This is a genomic window from Exiguobacterium sp. HVEsp1, from assembly GCF_002009685.1.
GTDB lineage: Bacteria > Bacillota > Bacilli > Exiguobacteriales > Exiguobacteriaceae > Exiguobacterium > Exiguobacterium profundum.
In genome coordinates, this window is the sequence record NZ_KV917367.1 from 4,227 (window position 1) to 22,748 (window position 18,522).

Consider the following 18,522-nt stretch of genomic DNA (forward strand, 5'->3'; position numbering starts at 1 on the left):
GCGGGCTTCTTTCTTAATTTATCGAACTATTAGGCACGCCGCCAGCGTTCGTCCTGAGCCAGGATCAAACTCTCCAAAGAATTTGATACAGCTCTTAAATTGACGAAGCTTGCGCTTCATTCAAAAATGGTAAAACTTATTTTTGCCTCATCGTTCAGTTTTCAAAGTTCGTCTGCCGCTCTTGGCGACTCTTAAAATAATACAAGTCATCGACACAGTTGTCAACCACTTTTTTATTTCTTTTCCGCTGCCATCAGCGGCAACGTTTATTACTTTACCGTACACCTCTCATTAACGCAAGGGGTTTTTCTAAAGTTTTTTTTTAAAAGTTTTTTATCTATAGAATTCCTTCTGTTTAACGGCTTACCTATGCGTTTCGAGGCTGACAAAAAAAGAAGCCGGATCATATTAACGGATGATCCGGCCACTAAATTGATTATTGTTGATGGCGCATCGTTGGGAAAAGAAGAACGTCACGGATTGAAGGCGCGTTCGTCAATAACATGACGAGGCGGTCAATCCCGATTCCAAGTCCGCCTGTTGGCGGCATACCATATTCAAGTGCCTCAAGGAAATCGTTGTCGAGTTCATGTGCCTCATCGTTACCTGCTTCTTTTTCAAGCAACTGTGCTTCAAAGCGTTCACGTTGATCGATTGGGTCATTCAACTCCGTGAAGGCATTCGCATGTTCACGACGAACAATGAACAACTCGAAACGATCCGTGAAGCGTGGATCTGTTTCATTCTTCTTCGCCAATGGTGATACTTCAACCGGGTGTCCTGTGACAAATGTCGGTTGAAGCAACGTTTCTTCTACTTTCTGCTCGAAGAATTCATTCACGATATGACCAAACGTCATATGATCTTGTACTTCTACACCGTGTTCTTTTGCGAGAGCACGTGCTTCTTCATCGGACATTTGTTGCCAGAAATCGACACCTGTCTCTTCTTTAACAAGGTCGACCATATGTGCACGTTTCCAACCGATGCCAAGATGAATTGTATCTTCACCATACTGCACATCTGTTGAACCGAGTACTTCTTTCGCTACGTGCGCAACCAATTCTTCCGTCAAATCCATGATGTCGTTGTAATCTGCATAGGCTTCATACAATTCGATCATCGTGAATTCAGGGTTGTGACGTGTAGAGATCCCTTCGTTACGGAATACACGTCCGATTTCGTACACGCGCTCGAGTCCACCAACGATCAAGCGTTTCAAGTGAAGTTCGATGGCAATACGCATATAAAGTTCCATATCCAACGCATTATGATGCGTTAAGAACGGACGCGCCGCTGCTCCACCCGCGATTGTGTGTAACATCGGTGTTTCCACTTCTAAATATCCTTTTTGATTTAAGAAGTTGCGAATCTCCGAAATGATGCGGCTACGCAAAATGAATGTCTGACGCGAGTCCTGGTTTGTAATCAAATCAAGATAGCGTTGGCGATAGCGCTGTTCCACGTCTTTTAATCCATGGTATTTGTCCGGAAGCGGGCGAAGCGCCTTCGTCAATAATTCAAACTCTTCCACGTGAATCGAAAGCTCACCAACGTTCGTTTTAAAGAGCTTCCCTTTCACACCGACGATGTCACCGAGGTCTGAAGACTTGAATAAGTCAAACGGCTCATCCCCGACATCGTTTTTGCGAACGTAAATTTGAATTTGACCTGTCACATCTTGAATGTGGGCAAAGAAAACCTTCCCTTTTCCACGTTTCGTCATGATGCGTCCAGCCAATGTGACTTCTACATCTTGTTCAGCCAAAGCCTCTTTTTCAATTGATTCATACTGCTCATGTAATTCACCTGCGTGTGCAGAACGATCAAAGCGGTGACCGAACGGGTCGAGACCGCGCTCACGCATATCGGTCATCTTCTCAAAACGAACCTGCATTTGATCATTCATTTCTAACTCGTGGCTCACTATTCCATTCACTCCTCTATCCATATTGGGTTTCTCTCTAACAAAAAACTGTCGACCCGATGGCCAACAGCACAGCCGAAGCCGTTCATTCGTTGTGGTGCACTTTTTCGCCAAACAAGCTTACCATAAATTAGTTCTTTTCACTAGTTCACACTTCTGACAGTTGTCGTTCGAGTTGGTCCACAAATCCATAAAGGACCGCCGCGAACGCTTCGCGCGATTCCGTTTCGTTGATTTGTTTGCGAATCGGACCACTGCCTTTCAACCCTTTCAAATACCAGGCCGCGTGTTGACGCATTTCGCGTACGGCTGTCAGCTCACCTTTGATTGCACTCAACCGGTCGAGATGAAGCATGCAGATGTCGATTTTCTCACGCGCCTCTGGTTCCGGCGGGAGCTCCCCTGTTTCAAGGTACTGGACCGTTTGATAGAGCATCCACGGATTCCCAAGTGCCGCACGTCCAATCATGACGGCATCCACGCCATATTGGTCAATGACACGCTTCGCGTCTTGTGGTGTGGCAATGTCCCCGTTCCCTATAATCGGTACGGTCGCGACTTTCTTCGCCTCGCCAATCCAGTCCCAATTCGCGGTTCCTTCATATTGTTGGGCACGCGTACGTCCATGAATGGCAATGGCTGCCGCTCCACCTGTCTGAGCCGCCTTCACATTGTCCAAAATAAAGATGTGATCATCGTCCCAACCAAGGCGCATTTTCACCGTGACCGGTTTTTCGACGACATTCGTGACGGCATTCACCATCTCATATACTTTATCCGGGTCGAGTAACCACTTCGCCCCTGCGTCACACTTCGTCACTTTCGGTACGGGACAACCCATGTTGATATCAATGATATCCGCGTTGGTGTTTTGGTCGACGTACTGCGCCGCTCTGACGAGTGTATCTTTCGAACCGCCGAAGATTTGTAAACTGAGCGGTTTCTCTCGTTCATCGACGTATAGCATGCGCATCGTCCGAGCGTTCTCGAGCAAGATTCCTTTATCGCTAACCATTTCGGCACAGACGAGTCCCGCTCCGAACTCTTTTGCAATCAAACGGAAAGCGGGATTGGTCACGCCGGCCATCGGCGCGAGGACTGCACGGTTTTTAATCTCTATGTTTCCTATCTTAAAGCCTGTCAAGACAACACATCCTTCATTTCACCAAATTCGTAAGCAACTGTAACCGGACAACATCTTGGCGGTCCGTCATTGATAACCCTTCAAGCCAAGAGGCGACCGTCCGTCCTCGAACGACGAGTTCTGGCGCGATCTCCGCTAACGGGGCAAGAACAAATGCACGTTCCTGCATGCGCGGATGCGGAACCGTTAAGTGTTCTGATTGTATATCTTCCCCATTATAAAAGAGGATGTCAAGGTCGATGGTACGCGGTCCGTTCTTAAATAGACGTTCCCGTCCTAATCGTTGTTCGATCTGTTGAAGCGTTTTGAGCAGTTCGTCCGAGGATTGGCGACTCTCGACTTCGACCACCATATTAAAAAACGAAGGTTGCTCTGTATATCCGACAGGAGCCGTCTCATAGACCGACGACTGTTTCGTGACGTGGAGACCTGCTCGCTCCATCTCATCGATTGCCGCAGACAATTGCGCGGCCCGCTCCCCGATGTTCGCGCCTAATGCAATATAAATCATAACGTCCGTCCCCTTGTCATCTCGATTGCCACTGAGTCATAGTGTCCCGGGATGGGTGGGTCCGGTTTAATGACTTTAACCGTCACACGTTGAATCAACTCATTATGCGCCAACACGGCTGTCGTGATGCGTTCTCCGAGTGTTTCCAGCAAATTGACCGGTTCTCCCGTCACAACATCTTCCGTCAATTGATACAAGCCGGCATAGCTGACCCCATTGTTCAAGTCATCCGAACGTCCCGCAGGCGCGAGATCTAGTTCACACATTAAATCCACGTGAAACCGTTGACCGAGACGGTTTTCTTCTTCAAACACCCCATGATACCCGTAAAAACGCATCCCGTTCACAAATATTTTATCCATGTCCGTTCCCCCCAATCATCGCATCCATCATCTTCGCAGCACGGGCGTTTGCTTTGACGTCGTGCACGCGCACCCAGTCGCACCCCTTCATGATGCCAAGACACGTCGTCGCAATCGTTCCTTCGAGCCGTTCCTCTGTCGGTAAATCGAGCGTAAGCCCGATAAACGACTTACGCGACGTGCCGAGCAGAACCGGATACCCAAGACGTGTGATCACGTCGAGATGATTCATGAGTTCAAGGTTTTGCGCCACGTCTTTCGCAAATCCGATGCCCGGATCTAACCAAATGTGCTCATCCCTTACGTTTGCCGCATGTGCAATCTCAATTGATTCCTGTAGATCGCTAACCACATCTTCAATGAAATGATGGTAGTCCCGGTCTGTTCGGTTGTGCATGAGAATGATGGGAACCCCACATTCGAAAGCGACACGTGCCATCGAGCGGTCTCCCCATTTCGAACCCCATACGTCATTGATGATCGTCGCACCGGCCTCGATTGCCGCTCTCGCCACCATCGGCTTATACGTATCAATCGAAATCGGGACATCGATTTCGTTTTTTAGTCGACGGATGATTGGGACGACACGTTCAATCTCTTCTTCCTCGGAAACAAGTACTGCGCCCGGCCTTGTCGATTCTCCACCGATATCAATCGCATCGGCACCTTCTTGTACGAGTTGTTTCGCATGTCGTACAGCTTCCTCGATTGCCGTATACCGTCCCCCATCCGAAAACGAGTCCGGGGTCACGTTTAAAATACCCATGATTTTCGTCATGTTTCCGCCTCCTAACCAAGTGAGCGAACGAGTTTCGCCCACACTTCGTTAAATCGTACCCCGTCTTTACCGGGGTATCTCAGATTTCCATAATGCGTCACCGGAGCGACTTGTTGGATTGAATTCGTCATCCAAATCTCTTTCGCTGCAGTCAATTCTTCAAATGTCACGGGTTGTTCGACTACAGAGAAATGGTCCATCACCCATTGTCGCGTCACACCTGCGAGTGCTCCGCTCGAGAGCGGAGTCGTGTATAACCTATCATCTGGACCGACCCAAAAAATGTTCGACACGAGCCCTTCCACTACACATCCATGCTCGTCCGCAAATAGTCCTTCAGCACTCTGGTCTTGTAAGGTCCGTTTCCCAAGGATATTGTTCATGTAATGATGCGATTTTAATCGAAAAGCTGCTTCAGGACGACTTCTCGGAAACGGGATCGGTTCGACTCGCTTTTCCTGTGGTACGACTTCTGAGGAGAGCGGTTTGACGATCAACGTGACGTTCGGTGTCTCATAACGCCCCGCATAGAGACCAAGTGGTGCAACCCCCGCCGACACGTTCAAGCGGATATAGAGGTCGGGTGCATCATTTTGACGGCACAGTTGCTGAATCGCCGTCCCGATTTCTTCTTTCGTAAACGGGAAGTCTATCCACAGCTCATCGAGACTCTTTATCAAGCGCTCCCAGTGGGCATCGAACAGGAAAGGGACGAATTCATATGTACGGAACGTCTCGAACAAGCCCATTCCATACAAGAAACCGTGATCTTCAACCGGGATCAACACCTTCTCACGCTCGACTAACTCTCCGTTATGCCAATACCACATGACGATACTCCTCGATAAAGTTTCGAATCATTTCTTTCCCATGCTCAGTCAAAATCGCTTCAGGGTGATATTGCACCCCTTCGATCGGAAGCGTTCGGTGACGGAGTGCCATGATTTCTCCAGTCTCCGTCTCTGCAGTGACCATTAGACACTCTGGTAGCGACGAACGCTCCACGGCCAACGAATGGTAACGGGTCACAATCGTCTGTTGTGGAATCTCCTTGAAAATCGATTTTCCGTCATGTTGAATCTTCGACGTTTTTCCATGCATGAGCCGCTCCGCATGGACGACTTCTCCGCCGAACGCTTGCGCAATCGCCTGATGTCCGAGGCAAACCCCTAAAATCGGGATACGACCTGCGAACGCTCGGATTGCCTCGATGCTAATTCCCGCCTCATTCGGAGTGCAAGGTCCCGGCGAAATGACAAGATAACTCGGGGCAAGCGCCTCAATCTCTTGAATCGTGACTTCATCGTTTCGATACACGACCAGTTCTTGACCGAGTTCACCGAAATATTGCACCAAGTTATACGTAAATGAGTCATAGTTGTCGATCAATACAATCATGTCGTTTCCTCCGTCATGTGTTTCGCCGCCCATAGCGCCTTCGCTTTGGACAGGGATTCTTCATATTCCGAGACCGGATCCGAATCAATCACGATACCTGCTCCCGCTTGAACGTATGCGATTCCGTCTTTCACGACCATCGTTCGAATCGTGATATTGAAGACAAGGTCGTCATTCCAACTTAACCATCCATATGAACCGGTGTAGAGTCCCCGGCGAACTGGTTCGAGTTCTTCGATGATTTCCATCGTTCGAATTTTCGGGGCGCCGGTGATGGTGCCGCCTGGGAACATCGCTGCTAGCGCTTCGGCTCCTGATACTTCATCCCGAATCGTACCCCGTACGTTCGAGACGATATGTTGTACGTGTGAGTATTTCTCAATCACCATCAATTCATCAACATGAACGCTGCCATATGCCGCCACCTTGCCAAGGTCGTTCCGTTCGAGGTCGACGAGCATGACGTGTTCTGCTCGCTCTTTCTCGTTTTCAAGCAACGTGTTCGCCAACTCTAGGTCCTCCACATCATCTTTGCCACGTGGACGCGTACCCGCGATCGGGCGCGTCGAAATGTCGGTTCCATGTTTTTCAAGCAACAACTCTGGTGAAGCGGAGACCATCGTCAAAGCGTCGTCCACGAAATAGCCCATATAAGGAGATGGATTCATTTGTCGCAACGTATCATATACACGACGCGGGTCAGCGAGAAGCGGTTCAGACTGCCGAACGCTCAAGTTCACTTGGAACACGTCCCCTTCTACGATATAGGACTGAATCCGTTTGACCGCTTCAACAAACTCTTCCTGGGACATGGAGCGCGATCGCTCTACCGATGACTGCCCTGTCGGCTTGAACGCGTAATGCGACTCGACGTTCCACATGGCCGCCAATCGGTCCGCCTTACGTTCTGCACCTTCCTTCGCCGTCACCATCAAGTACAGAGTCGAATCCACTTCATCGAACACCGCCACCTCATCAAACAGAAGAAACGAGACGTCTGGTGTCGACAAATCATCCTCCGCTTGCTCAGGGAGACGTTCAATCGTCCGGGCCACATCATAACTGACATACCCGATCATGCCACCAAAGAAAGGAGGAGCCCCTTCCGGACGCTCGGCCTCAAATCGCTTCCGCACCTCACTGACGAGCTCAAGCGGCTTTCCGTATAGCGTTTCGGTCGTATCGCCCACTTGCAAGAGTCCGACACCGTCTTTTACATGAAAGCGACCGAACGGCTCGATTCCCGCAATCGTATACCGTCCCGCTCTCCCACTCTCTAACCATGCATGATACGGTTGATCCGCTGTCAACGTCATGTATGCCTCATACATCTTCTCTTTCGTCATCCGCTTTGTTCTGAACGCAGTCGATCTCACATGTCATTCCTCCGTCTATTCATTCATGCCTTTTATTGTACACAAGAAAAGGCAGCAATCGAAAGAGAATGTCTCTCGATTACTGCCTGAAATGTTATACGCGACTCTCGTTTGACTCTTCATCAAACTGATAGAGCGGTGTGCTCAAGTAACGTTCACCGTTTGACGGGATAATCGCCAATACGTTTTTCCCTTTACCAAGACGTTTCGCTGTATCAAGCGCTGCCGCAATGGCAGCTCCTGAAGAGATACCACCGAGGACACCGTTCGTACGTGCCGCCTGACGAGCGTATTCGAACGCTTGCTCTGTCGTGATTTGAAGAACCCCTTCATAAATCTCCGTGTCGAGGATGGATGGAACGAATCCAGCCCCAATCCCTTGAATCTTATGAGGTCCCGGCTTCCCGCCTGATAAGACAGGTGAATCGACCGGTTCAACGGCGAGAATTTTTACGTCCGGGTACTTCGCCTTCACGACTTTACCTGCGCCAGTAATGGTACCGCCTGTCCCGACTCCGGCAATCAAAGCGTCGACTGAAAGTCCTGATTCTTCAAACGCCTCCACAATCTCAGGTCCCGTCGTCATTTCATGAACGTTCGGGTTGGCTGCGTTATTGAATTGTTGCGGGAGGAAGTAGCCATGTTTCTCGGCTTCTTCAGTAGCGCGACGAATCGCCCCACCCATCCCTTCAGGTCCTGGTGTCAAAATCAATTCGGCCCCGTATCCACGAAGGAGGTTTCGGCGTTCCATGCTCATCGTTTCAGGCATAACGAGAATGGCTTTATATCCTTTTGCGGCACTGACCATCGCGAGCCCGATGCCCGTGTTTCCGCTTGTTGGCTCGATGATTGTATCACCTGGCTTCAAGATACCGTCTTTTTCGGCCGCTTCGATCATGGCGAGGGCGATCCGGTCTTTGACGCTTGATCCCGGGTTCATATATTCGAGCTTCAGATACACGTTGGCATCCTCTGGTCCAGTCATTCCGTTCAATTTCACAATCGGAGTCTTTCCAATCAAGTCTGTTACTGAGTTTACGATACGCATTGCATTTCCTCCTTCATAATTCCGACTATTCCGATATTGTTATCATACCCTATCGAATTGAAAATATGCAATTTGGAACGTTGCTTACGCCTGCGCCTGAACTTTCATCGTCTCTAACTGTTCCGCTGAGAAATGATACTTTTCGCCACAGAAATGACATACGGCTTCGGCTCCACCATCTTCTTCAATCATCTGACGAATCTCTTCTTTTCCGAGACCGATAATGGCACTTTCCATTCGTTCACGGCTGCATGTGCAGTTGAACTGGATCGGGTTCGTGTCGAGGACATCAAGGCTATCGCCAAGGAGTAATTGAAGCATTTCTTCTGGCGTTTTTTCTTCACCAATCAAAACCGATACGGGTGGGAACGTCTGAAGTGCTTTTTCGAGCGCTTGTACCGTCTCTTCAGAAGCGTTCGGGAGCAGCTGGACGATGATTCCGCCTGCCGCAAGAATCGATTCATCTTCCGGTAAGACGAGGACACCCGCTCCGACGACTGACGGCACTTGCTCAGATGTCGCGAAATAGTACGTGAAGTCTTCACTGATTTCGCCCGTTTGAATCTCTGAAGAACCACCGACATAGTCTTTCAAGCCTAAGTCTTTAATGACAGAGATGGTCCCTTTCCCGACGGCTTCGCCGACTTTCAATTTCGTCATTCCTTGTTCGTTGACGAATGTGCCGCCATCGACACGCGGGTATGACACATATCCACGAACATCTCCTGCTGTATCTGCGTCCACGATGATTTTCCCGATTGGACCATCACCTTCTACTTTAAGCGTGACACGCGCTGCACCTTTTTGCATCGCTCCAATCATCGAACCGATTGTCATCGTCCGTCCGAGGGCAGCTGAAGCAACCGGTGTCGTTTGATGACGAAGTTGCGTCTCATATACCGTTTTTGTCGTGCGTGCGGCAAAGGCACGAACCTCTCCGTTAAAACCGAGGGCACGAACGAGATAGTCATCCTTCATCTGGTCGAGTAATGCTTGTTGTTCTGTATGAATCATATGATGTAACTCCTTTAGTTTACTTTTGATTGCGCTCGTAAATGAGACGGAGGCCTTCGAGTGTCAGGAACGAATCCACATGGTCAATCGTCTCTGCATGTTCACTGATCAATCGTGCCAGCCCGCCCGTTGCAATGACAGTCGCTTCACCGACTTCACGCTTCATCCGGTTCACGATACCGTCCACTTGGGCCACATATCCATAATATGTCCCTGATTGCATCGCTTGAATCGTATTCTTACCAATGACTGTCGGTGGAGTCGCCAATTCAATCCGAGGTAGTTTCGCGGCACGCTGATAGAGTGCCTCCACTGAAATCATGATACCTGGTGAGATGATTCCGCCATGGTAACGACGTTTCTCATCGATGTAACAATACGTGGTTGCCGTCCCAAAATCAACAATTATGAGCGGACCGTCATATTTGGCGATCCCAGCCACCGCGTTGACAATTCGGTCGGCCCCGACTTCGCGAGGGTTCTCGACATGAATGTCCAACCCTGTCTTCACACCTGGTCCCACAACGATTGGACGTACATTGAAGTATCGTTGCGACATTTGTTCAAGTGGGAAAATAACAGGAGGTACGACAGAAGACAAGATCACTCCCTCGACCTGGTCGAACGAGATGTTCGAATGATCGAATAGCGATTTCACCAGCATGCCGTACTCGTCGGTCGTTTTTGTACGATCCGTTGAGATGCGCCAATGGTGTACGAGATGATCTCCATCGTACATCCCGAGAACAATATTTGTATTTCCAACATCAATCACTAAAATCATGATATAGTTCCTCACTTTGTTGTCAATTGCAGTTCGCTCGAATTATAACACGAAAAAAGACGAATGCCTCGTCAAGGGCATTCGTCTCATTCATTAACGTGATTCGTTATTCGGACGTTCTGTCGGTGTCGCTTCTGGCTTATCGCCTTCAGGTACGACATCCGGCTGGCTGTCTTGGACAACTTCAGGTTGATCGACGACTTGACCGTGTTGAACGGCTGCATCATCTTTCTTCGCTGCGTCATCCGCATCCGTCGATCCATCCACGTCCTCTTCCGGCTCATGCGGAAGATACTCGCGTGTCTTGATCAAATGACGAATCTGTTTCGAGTCGAGCGTCTCGACATCAAGCAGCGTCTTTGCAACGAGTTCGAGATCTTCGCGACGATCTGTCAAAATCTGCTTCGCTTTCGCGTAACAGCGATTGATGATATCTCGAATCTCCAAATCGATTTCTTGCGCAATCGCATCCGAGTAGTTCTGCTCTGTCTGGAAATCGCGACCAAGGAAGACTTGTCCGCCATGGTTTGAACCGAGCTGGAGCGGTCCGAGTTTATCGCTCATCCCGTAATCCATGACCATCTTACGTGCGATACCAGTAGCGCGCTGGAAGTCATTGCTCGCTCCGGTCGACACTTCTCCAAAGATGACATCTTCGGCGACGCGACCACCAAGAAGACCAACAATCTTGTCTTCGAGTTCAGGTTTTGTCATGAAGTAACGATCTTCTTTCGGAAGCATGACGACATATCCGCCCGCGTTTCCGCGTGGAACGATTGTCACTTTGTGTACTTCATCCGCATTCTCAAGCTCGAGACCGATGATTGTGTGACCCGCTTCGTGATATGCAACAATGTTGCGCTCTTTTTCAGAGATGATGCGACTCTTCTTCGAAGGACCTGCGATGACACGGTCAATCGCTTCTTCCACATCGACAACTGAAACAGCTGTACGGTTCGAACGTGCCGCAACGAGTGCCGCTTCGTTCAAGAGGTTCTCTAAGTCTGCCCCAGAGAAACCAGGCGTACGTTGTGCAATCGACTTCAAGTCCACCGTCGAATCGAGTGGCTTGTTACGTGCATGGACTTTCAATACTTCTTCGCGCCCTTTGACATCCGGACGATCGACCGTAATTTGACGGTCAAAACGACCTGGACGAAGGAGGGCCGGGTCAAGGATATCTGGACGGTTTGTCGCCGCAACCATGATGATCCCTTCGTTATCACTGAATCCATCCATCTCAACAAGGAGTTGGTTCAATGTTTGTTCACGCTCATCGTGTCCACCACCGAGACCGGCACCACGCTGGCGACCGACCGCATCAATTTCATCGATGAAGATGATACATGGCGCATTCTTTTTCGCGTTTTCGAACAAGTCACGAACACGTGACGCCCCGACCCCGACAAACATCTCAACGAAGTCCGAACCTGAGATCGAGAAGAACGGAACACCGGCTTCACCGGCTACCGCACGAGCCAAGAGTGTTTTACCTGTCCCTGGAGGACCTACGAGTAAGACCCCTTTTGGAATACGTGCGCCGAGTTTCGAGAATTTGCGAGGATCTTTCAAGAATTCAACGACTTCGATGAGTTCTTGCTTCTCTTCGTCCGCCCCAGCCACATCTTTGAATGTGACGCGACGTTTCTCTTGGTCGTATAGTTTCGCCTTCGATTTCCCGAAGTTCATCACACGACCACCACCGCCACCACCTTGCGCTTGGTTCAACAAGAAGAAGAACAAGATGAAGATGATAATGAACGGTAAAATCGCGAAGACGATGCTGAACCAGCTACTGTTGGATTCAGCCTCCTCGATTTGAATATCCGTATTCGCTCGAAGCTGCGTTAATACATCCGCATATTCCGCTTCGTTCGCTGGAATGTTTGTTTCATAACGTTGGTCTTCATCTCCTGTAAGATCGCCTGTAATCGAGATAGCCCCCGGGATTTCTTGTACGGTTGCCGTCTCAATCCGATCATCTTCCACATATTCTAGGAATTTCGAATACGAGAGCGTTTCACTCTGACTATTCGGATTCTGCAAATATTGAAGGAACAAGATCAAGGCTAGGAAAATCACACCAAAAACCAATGTGTTTTTCACTGCACGATTCATTCTCTGCCTCCTATTCCGAGAAACGATGTTCTCGCCCATTCAGTATATGCCTATACTTTGGGGATTTCCTTTATCTTACCACGTCACATTTTCAAAAGAAAAACGTTAGCCCCCGTAAACGCTCGGCTTGAGCACACCGACATAAGGAAGGTTACGATATTTCTCTTCATAATCGAGACCGTAGCCGACAACGAATTCGTGTGGAATCACGAAACCGCTATAGTCTGCTGATAAACCATTTTTACGGCCAGTCGGCTTATCGAGAAGCGTGACAATCTTCACAGACTTCGCTTTACGGTATTTAAGAAGATCGACGAGATAACCAAGCGTCAATCCACTATCAATAATATCTTCTACAATCAAGATGTCGCGTCCTTCTACAGATGTATTTAAATCTTTCTCGATTTTCACTTCACCTGTCGAAGAAGTTCCTCCGTGATACGTCGACACGTCCATGAAGTCCATCTCTAAATGGATGTCCATTTCTTTGACGAGGTCCGACATGAACGGCATCGCGCCTTTCAATACACATACGAGAAGCGGGAACTCTTCTTTATAGTCTTCGCTCAATGTTCCAGCGAGTTCTTTCACTTTTTCTTGAATCTCTTCACGTGAGATTAAAATTTTCTCCATATCGTTCATTAATGACATCTTGAAATCCTCCTCTTTCTGTTTCGACACAATCATCATTTTACCATTAATCGTAGACAAATCGCATCCGACTTGTCTAGAAAATCTGAAACTCTTACCCCAACAATCGCGAGAATCCGTCCCGAAGCGTCCTCAAGCAACGGGAGAGTCGGTCGAATGGTTCGCTCAACCTTTTCATCGATTAGGATGCGGGACACTTTTTTTGTCCCCACGTTCAACTTCATCCGGTCCCCCGGAGCGAGCGAACGAATCGTCAACGGGCAAGTGATTTCATTTAGTGGAATACCTTCTCGCCCTTCTTCGATGGACAGCGAAACCGTGCGCTTTCCAAATTGAACGACAGCCGGCAACGACTCGATCTGAATGGGATGAAGTGACGCTTCTGCTGAACGTTGTACAAGATTAAGTACCCTCTTCTGCTTCATCATGAACCACTCACCCGACAGGTGGTAGGTCCCGGTATCCTTTTGACTTGTCCTTAGCTTCTCAAGCGCCTCGTTGACCTCTACCCCATAGCGACGGGATAGCAAGCGAGCGACCGTATACCGTTCAAGCGAGGATAAGCGATTGAATTCATCAAGTTTCACATGAAACGCTTTCATTTCAAGATCCACATTTTCCTCAATCCATCGCCCACATGACTGGTAACGCATGTCCCATTCAGCGTATGCCTGTTTCGCCGTATCGTATACATCGTCAACGACTGTCGGCCACAGTTGTTTCAGCCTCGGGATGATTTCGTGACGGATCCGATTCCGTAAATAGGTCACTTCCTGATTGGTGGCATCTTCCCTCCAGGCAAGTTCGTTTTTCCGAGCATACTCGATGAGTTGCACCTTTGTTTCTCTTAATAAAGGACGGATCAACGTCCCACGCCCGAACGTTCTTCTCTCGGGAATTCCTTTCACTTCGATCACGTTTCGGTGAAGTTGAATGAGCACCGTCTCCAACACATCATCCGCATGATGAGCCGTGGCCAGTGTATCGTATCCATGTTCATTCATGACGTCTTCGAAAAAGCGGTAGCGGGCCTTACGGTAATGAGCCTGTGATGCTCCTTCTTGAAAATGGAGACGCGTACCATGAAACGCGACTTGGTAGGATGCCGCTACGTGTGCGACGAACGTGTACTCTTCATCTGATGCTTCTCGTAAACCGTGATGGACGTGCGCCACCGCCACATCCCATCCTTGCTTGACGAGACGGTCCAATAAGACAATGGAATCGACTCCACCCGACACAGCGACGAGTACCTTTTTCATGAATTCCCTCCTTGATATAACAAAAGAAGCCATCTCGATTGAGATGGCTTCTTTACGCTTAGGTTAAGTGACCCGTACGGGATTCGAACCCGTGTTACCGCCGTGAAAGGGCGGTGTCTTAACCGCTTGACCAACGGGCCTAAATAAAATGGTAGCGGCGGAGGGAGTCGAACCCACGACCTCACGGGTATGAACCGTACGCTCTAGCCAGCTGAGCTACACCGCCATGTTATTGTTGTGTCCTAAGCACATTTTCTATAATAACCAGTCACCATTCGAGTGTCAATTCTTTTTTTATATTTTTTTAAGAAAAAAATCGTGTATAGTGTCGTCTTCCCCACTATACACGATTTTGTATCGTATTTACATCATGCTTCTGATGCGACTTGACGATATTTTTTCTTCCATGCGATCCGGAAGTACGCCCATAGTAATGCAAAACATCCGGCAGCCACAAACACTAAATAGGTTGTCGCCATCTGCAAGTACTGCGCACCATCTGCCGATAGAATTTCTTTATATCCGGCAACCGTATACGTCATTGGAAGTAGTGCATTGAACGGTTGCAACGCTCTTGGAATCAATTCAAGCGGGAACGTCCCGGCTGACGTCGTCAATTGTAAAATCAACAAGACGATTGCCGCGAAACGTCCAGGGTTTCCGAGTGTTGTCACGAGCAACTGTACGATAAAGAGGAACGTGATGCTCGTCAACCAGCTGAAACCGAAGAATTTTAATGGTTCGCTCACTTCAAGACCGAGCAGTTGCACCATCGCCACATCGAGAATCAAGGCTTGCAAGAATCCGACGACCATGAGGACACCAGATTTCGACAATACCCACGAAAGACTACGTTTCGGACGTCCTGCTGGATCGTATAACGGATAAACGATCGAGAGAAGGAGTGCTCCAACGAAAAGTCCGAGTGACATGAAGTATGGAGCGAATCCAGTACCGTAGTTAGGCACCTCGTGAATCGAGTTGTCGACGAGCGACACTGGACCGGCCATCATCTCGACGTTGTCATCCGTTAAACCGATGTCTGCGTCTTTCGCACCTTTCACTAAGGCGTCACGAAGTTCCTCGCTACCTGATGCGAGCTCCTTCATGCCGTCAGCGAGTTCACCGCTACCGTCTGAAAGTTCTTCTCCACCATTCGCGAGCTGATTCGCGCCATCCGTCAGCTTGCTCGTTCCGGCTCCGGCACTATTCGCGCCTTCGGCCAGTTCACGACTTCCTGACTGCAGCTTTTGACCACCATCCGCTAACTGATTCGCACCATTCACCAATTCATTTGTACCGGTGCTTGCGCTCTTCGCTCCATCCGCAAGCTTTTCGCTACCTTCAGACAACTGTCCGGTCGCGTCTACAAGCTTGTCACTTCCAGCGGCGAGTTCAGTTGTCCCATCTTGAAGTTGTGTCGCGCCTTGATTGAGCTTCGCACTCGCTGACACAAGTTCTTGGGAACGATCGGCCGCCGTTTGAGTACCTTGCTCGATTTGACTTGAACCACTTGCCAACGCGTTCGCACCTTCGGCTAATTTCGTTTGACCTGCACTCAAGTCAGAAAGTCCAGTCGACAGTTTGTTTGCACCTGTACCTGCCTGATCAAGACCTGCACCAAGTGCGACCTGTCCTTCTTTCACTTTTGCAGCACCAGCGGATAGTTGATCAAACCCGGCCGCCGTCTCTTGCTTCCCTTCGCTCAGTTGTGCAGCGATAGCTTGAAGCATTTCAGGTGATGCCGATTGACCCGACTCAGCGAGTGCTGTCAATTGTCCAATCAACTCATCTTGTTTCGCAGTCAATTCAGACTTCATTTGTCCGATCCCATTGACCACGTCTGTTTGACCCGCGACAAGTGTCGCGTTTCCTTCCTTCGCCTGAGTCAACGCTCCTGTGAGTTTTGTGGCACCATCCTGTAATGCAGATGCCCCCTCTTTTGAGCGCTCGATTCCGGCAGCAAGGTCTTGAACACCTTGGTTCAACGTCTTCGCACCTGTGTGCAGCTCATCTAGCTTAGATGCGAACGCTCCTGTTCCGTCAACGAGTTGGCTCGTCCCGCCTTGTAAGGCAGAAGCGCCCTCGCTGACACGATGGACCCCGTCCGAAAGTGAGGCTGAGCCCTCGTATACTTGTTGACTGCCATCCGCGAGTGCAGATGAGCCATCGGCCAATTGCGAAACACCATCACGTAATTGACCTGCTCCATTCGCTAGCTCCCGTTGTTTCGAAGCGAGAAGCTTCGTCCCATCCGCGAGTTCAGATGAACCATCGGCCAACTGAGTCATCCCATCGTTTAATTGGCTTGCTCCATCCGCGAGCTCACGTTGTTTCGAAGCGAGAAGCTTCGTCCCGTCCGCCAACTTGGCGGCACCGTCTTTTGCTGACGTTGAGCCGTCCGCAAGTGTCGCTGCACCATCTGCGGCTTCACCAAGTCCGTCTGCCACATCATTCAATCCGTCTTTCAACGCACTGACATACTGTTTCGAGACTTCGGTCGACAGTTCCGCTTTGACTTGTTCCATCGCGGAACCACCGATTTGTGCGGCTAAGAAGTTATACGATTCATTTGCGATATACTTCAGTTCGAGTTGCTCCGGATGTTCATCTAAAGCAGTCGTCGCTTTTTCTGAAAAGTTTTCTGGAATCTCGATCGCCATGTAGTAGTCATGGTCTTTCAGTCCAGATTCCGCTTCTTTCTTCGTCGTTTCGACGAACTTGAACGCCTCCGAATCCAGCAGCTTATCAATGAGGTCATCTCCAATCGCAAGCGACTCTCCTTCAAACGTTGCCCCTTTGTCTTCATTGACGATGGCGACCGGCAAATCTTTCATCTGTCCATACGGATCCCAAAAAGCCCATAGGAACATCCCTGCGTACATTAACGGTACGAGTGCGACTGCGAGAATCGGAACCAACACACGTGGGTTCTTGAAGATACTTCGCCACTCCGCCATCCACAGTTTCCATCCATTCATTTTTCTCTCCACCTTCACTTATAAAACATAACTATTTTTTCATGTTCCCTATTTTGCTCCCTTCCTCGAAAAAAAGCAACTCTTTTAGCTATTTTTTATAAATTTTTTAAACAGAAAAAAGCCATGAACGAAAATGTTCATGGCTCGTCTCATTACAAGACCTCTATGGTTACGAGTAGAAGCTAATTGGTATACGAAGGATTACCCGCGCTTGGCTCCGCGTCCACCGCGTTTTGAGTCTGTTTGACGTTTCAACGTCGAAAGACGCTCGTCGCTATCTTTCAAAAACTTACTCATCAATGTATCGAATGTTTCTGGTTCACGACGTTGTTCACGACGACCGCCACCACGTGGGCCGCCACCGCGTGGACCGCCGCCACCGCGTGGACCACCTTGACCTGGGCCACCTGGACGTGGGCCACGAGAGAAACGCTCACCAGCTGGACGCTCAGGACGCTCAGGACGTTCGCTTACAGGACGGTCGACTGCTTTCTTGATGGACAACCCAATTTTCCCATCATTTTCGACGTTCAACACTTTTACCGTGACTTCTTGACCGACTGTCAACACTTCGTTAATGTCTTTGACGTAAGAGTCTGCCACTTCACTGATGTGTACTAATCCTGTCTTGCCATTTGGGAGCTCGACGAACGCTCCGAAATGCGTAATCCCTGTAACCTTACCTTGTACCTTGCTTCCTACTTCAATTGACATAAAATAATGTACTCCTTTTTTGATTGATTCTTTCTAATTATACGAGTCGTTTCCCTAACGGTCAACGAACCGACTTATTCCTCTGGCGAGAAGTAGAAAATAATCTCTCCATCTTTAGAGAAAAGCAGTTCGTTTCGTGCTAAGTTCGCGATATAATCTTCATCCTGTAACCGTTCCACTTGCTCTTTCAACTCATCCTGTTCGGCCTGCTGTTCACGCAACTCCACTTTTGCTTGTGCGTAGGCTTGTTGCTGGTCCGATACGTACCCTACTTTCGAGAAGTAACTCTGTCCAATCAACACCATGACAAATAAAAACAGGAGAGAGGCTGCTGCCAAACGACGTCGAAGATGAACTCGTCGGCGATGTGTATCTTTTTCTAACTGTTCTCTACGCTCATCTAGCGCTCGAATGCGTCGTTGTCGATCCATCGGATTACGTCCGTTCATCGCCT

The 18,522-nt window shown here is 49.1% G+C and carries 17 protein-coding genes and 2 tRNA genes; all 19 read right to left on the reverse strand.

Going from position 1 to position 18,522, the window contains the following annotated elements; genetic code table 11:
- Window positions 1-436: 436 nt before the first annotated feature.
- Window positions 437-1,927, reverse strand: a complete 1,491-nt coding sequence (gene lysS, locus BV910_RS00010; protein ID WP_078145918.1) for a lysine--tRNA ligase — start codon at window positions 1,925-1,927, stop codon at window positions 437-439.
- 148 nt (window positions 1,928-2,075) lie between these two features.
- The gene (gene dusB, locus BV910_RS00015; protein WP_371328160.1) at window positions 2,076-3,014 is read right to left on the reverse strand and encodes a tRNA dihydrouridine synthase DusB; all 939 of its coding nucleotides are present in this window, start codon (window positions 3,012-3,014) and stop codon (window positions 2,076-2,078) included.
- Between the two features lie 70 nt (window positions 3,015-3,084).
- The gene (folK, locus tag BV910_RS00020; protein WP_078145920.1) at window positions 3,085-3,582 is read right to left on the reverse strand and encodes a 2-amino-4-hydroxy-6-hydroxymethyldihydropteridine diphosphokinase; all 498 of its coding nucleotides are present in this window, start codon (window positions 3,580-3,582) and stop codon (window positions 3,085-3,087) included.
- Window positions 3,579-3,944 carry a dihydroneopterin aldolase gene (folB, locus tag BV910_RS00025; protein ID WP_078145921.1) on the reverse strand — a complete coding sequence of 122 codons (366 nt, stop codon included), beginning with the start codon at window positions 3,942-3,944 and terminating at the stop codon, window positions 3,579-3,581. The genes folK and folB overlap by 4 nt, the downstream gene beginning before the upstream one ends.
- Window positions 3,937-4,722: a dihydropteroate synthase gene (folP, locus tag BV910_RS00030; RefSeq protein ID WP_078145922.1), complete on the reverse strand. Its 786-nt coding sequence runs from the start codon at window positions 4,720-4,722 to the stop codon at window positions 3,937-3,939. Before folP ends, folB begins: the two co-directional genes overlap by 8 nt.
- Window positions 4,723-4,733: 11 nt before the next feature.
- Window positions 4,734-5,552 carry an aminotransferase class IV gene (locus BV910_RS00035; protein WP_078145923.1) on the reverse strand — a complete coding sequence of 273 codons (819 nt, stop codon included), beginning with the start codon at window positions 5,550-5,552 and terminating at the stop codon, window positions 4,734-4,736.
- On the reverse strand, window positions 5,536-6,120 hold the full coding sequence (gene pabA / locus BV910_RS00040) for an aminodeoxychorismate/anthranilate synthase component II (protein ID WP_078145924.1): 585 nt from the start codon (window positions 6,118-6,120) through the stop codon (window positions 5,536-5,538). Before pabA ends, BV910_RS00035 begins: the two co-directional genes overlap by 17 nt.
- Complete coding sequence (locus tag BV910_RS00045) at window positions 6,117-7,496, reverse strand: anthranilate synthase component I family protein (RefSeq protein ID WP_078145925.1); 1,380 nt, start codon at window positions 7,494-7,496, stop codon at window positions 6,117-6,119. Before BV910_RS00045 ends, pabA begins: the two co-directional genes overlap by 4 nt.
- A 94-nt stretch (window positions 7,497-7,590) precedes the next feature.
- Window positions 7,591-8,544, reverse strand: a complete 954-nt coding sequence (gene cysK, locus BV910_RS00050; RefSeq protein ID WP_012727717.1) for a cysteine synthase A — start codon at window positions 8,542-8,544, stop codon at window positions 7,591-7,593.
- Between the two features lie 84 nt (window positions 8,545-8,628).
- Window positions 8,629-9,558 (reverse strand): Hsp33 family molecular chaperone HslO, encoded by a 930-nt coding sequence (hslO, locus tag BV910_RS00055; protein WP_012727718.1) that lies wholly within the window; start codon window positions 9,556-9,558, stop codon window positions 8,629-8,631.
- 19 nt (window positions 9,559-9,577) lie between these two features.
- A complete protein-coding gene (locus BV910_RS00060) occupies window positions 9,578-10,342 on the reverse strand; it encodes a type III pantothenate kinase (protein ID WP_078145926.1) in 765 nt (254 codons plus the stop codon).
- A 93-nt stretch (window positions 10,343-10,435) separates the two neighbouring features.
- Entirely contained in the window at window positions 10,436-12,460 is a 2,025-nt protein-coding gene (gene ftsH, locus BV910_RS00065) for an ATP-dependent zinc metalloprotease FtsH (RefSeq protein WP_012727720.1), read from the reverse strand.
- Window positions 12,461-12,565: 105 nt separating this feature from the next.
- Window positions 12,566-13,111 (reverse strand): hypoxanthine phosphoribosyltransferase, encoded by a 546-nt coding sequence (hpt, locus tag BV910_RS00070; RefSeq protein ID WP_012727721.1) that lies wholly within the window; start codon window positions 13,109-13,111, stop codon window positions 12,566-12,568.
- A 35-nt stretch (window positions 13,112-13,146) separates the two neighbouring features.
- Complete coding sequence (gene tilS / locus BV910_RS00075) at window positions 13,147-14,373, reverse strand: tRNA lysidine(34) synthetase TilS (RefSeq protein ID WP_078145927.1); 1,227 nt, start codon at window positions 14,371-14,373, stop codon at window positions 13,147-13,149.
- Window positions 14,374-14,441: 68 nt separating this feature from the next.
- Window positions 14,442-14,513 (reverse strand) — tRNA-Glu (locus BV910_RS00080).
- A gap of 9 nt (window positions 14,514-14,522) precedes the next feature.
- Window positions 14,523-14,599, reverse strand: a tRNA-Met gene (locus BV910_RS00085).
- A gap of 142 nt (window positions 14,600-14,741) precedes the next feature.
- Window positions 14,742-17,354, reverse strand: coding sequence for a YhgE/Pip domain-containing protein (locus BV910_RS00090; RefSeq protein ID WP_078145928.1), 2,613 nt, complete (start codon window positions 17,352-17,354; stop codon window positions 14,742-14,744).
- 201 nt (window positions 17,355-17,555) lie between these two features.
- Window positions 17,556-18,068 (reverse strand): S1 domain-containing RNA-binding protein, encoded by a 513-nt coding sequence (locus tag BV910_RS00095; RefSeq protein ID WP_012727724.1) that lies wholly within the window; start codon window positions 18,066-18,068, stop codon window positions 17,556-17,558.
- 74 nt (window positions 18,069-18,142) lie between these two features.
- Window positions 18,143-18,517, reverse strand: a complete 375-nt coding sequence (locus tag BV910_RS00100; protein WP_012727725.1) for an FtsB family cell division protein — start codon at window positions 18,515-18,517, stop codon at window positions 18,143-18,145.
- Window positions 18,518-18,522: the final 5 nt, after the last annotated feature.

Bases quoted from the DNA above. Each gene is read 5' to 3' on its own strand.
- folB (WP_078145921.1), bottom strand. From the start codon at position 3,944: ATGGATAAAATATTTGTGAACGGGATGCGTTTTTACGGGTATCATGGG.
- hpt (WP_012727721.1), bottom strand. From the start codon at position 13,111: ATGTCATTAATGAACGATATGGAGAAAATTTTAATCTCACGTGAAGAG.
- cysK (WP_012727717.1), bottom strand. From the start codon at position 8,544: ATGCGTATCGTAAACTCAGTAACAGACTTGATTGGAAAGACTCCGATT.
- BV910_RS00060 (WP_078145926.1), bottom strand. From the start codon at position 10,342: ATGATTTTAGTGATTGATGTTGGAAATACAAATATTGTTCTCGGGATG.
- folP (WP_078145922.1), bottom strand. From the start codon at position 4,722: ATGACGAAAATCATGGGTATTTTAAACGTGACCCCGGACTCGTTTTCG.
- pabA (WP_078145924.1), bottom strand. From the start codon at position 6,120: ATGATTGTATTGATCGACAACTATGACTCATTTACGTATAACTTGGTG.
- dusB (WP_371328160.1), bottom strand. From the start codon at position 3,014: ATGGCCGGCGTGACCAATCCCGCTTTCCGTTTGATTGCAAAAGAGTTC.
- BV910_RS00090 (WP_078145928.1), bottom strand. From the start codon at position 17,354: ATGAATGGATGGAAACTGTGGATGGCGGAGTGGCGAAGTATCTTCAAG.
- hslO (WP_012727718.1), bottom strand. From the start codon at position 9,558: ATGATTCATACAGAACAACAAGCATTACTCGACCAGATGAAGGATGAC.
- ftsH (WP_012727720.1), bottom strand. From the start codon at position 12,460: ATGAATCGTGCAGTGAAAAACACATTGGTTTTTGGTGTGATTTTCCTA.
- BV910_RS00095 (WP_012727724.1), bottom strand. From the start codon at position 18,068: ATGTCAATTGAAGTAGGAAGCAAGGTACAAGGTAAGGTTACAGGGATT.
- folK (WP_078145920.1), bottom strand. From the start codon at position 3,582: ATGATTTATATTGCATTAGGCGCGAACATCGGGGAGCGGGCCGCGCAA.
- BV910_RS00035 (WP_078145923.1), bottom strand. From the start codon at position 5,552: ATGTGGTATTGGCATAACGGAGAGTTAGTCGAGCGTGAGAAGGTGTTG.
- BV910_RS00100 (WP_012727725.1), bottom strand. From the start codon at position 18,517: ATGAACGGACGTAATCCGATGGATCGACAACGACGCATTCGAGCGCTA.
- tilS (WP_078145927.1), bottom strand. From the start codon at position 14,373: ATGAAAAAGGTACTCGTCGCTGTGTCGGGTGGAGTCGATTCCATTGTC.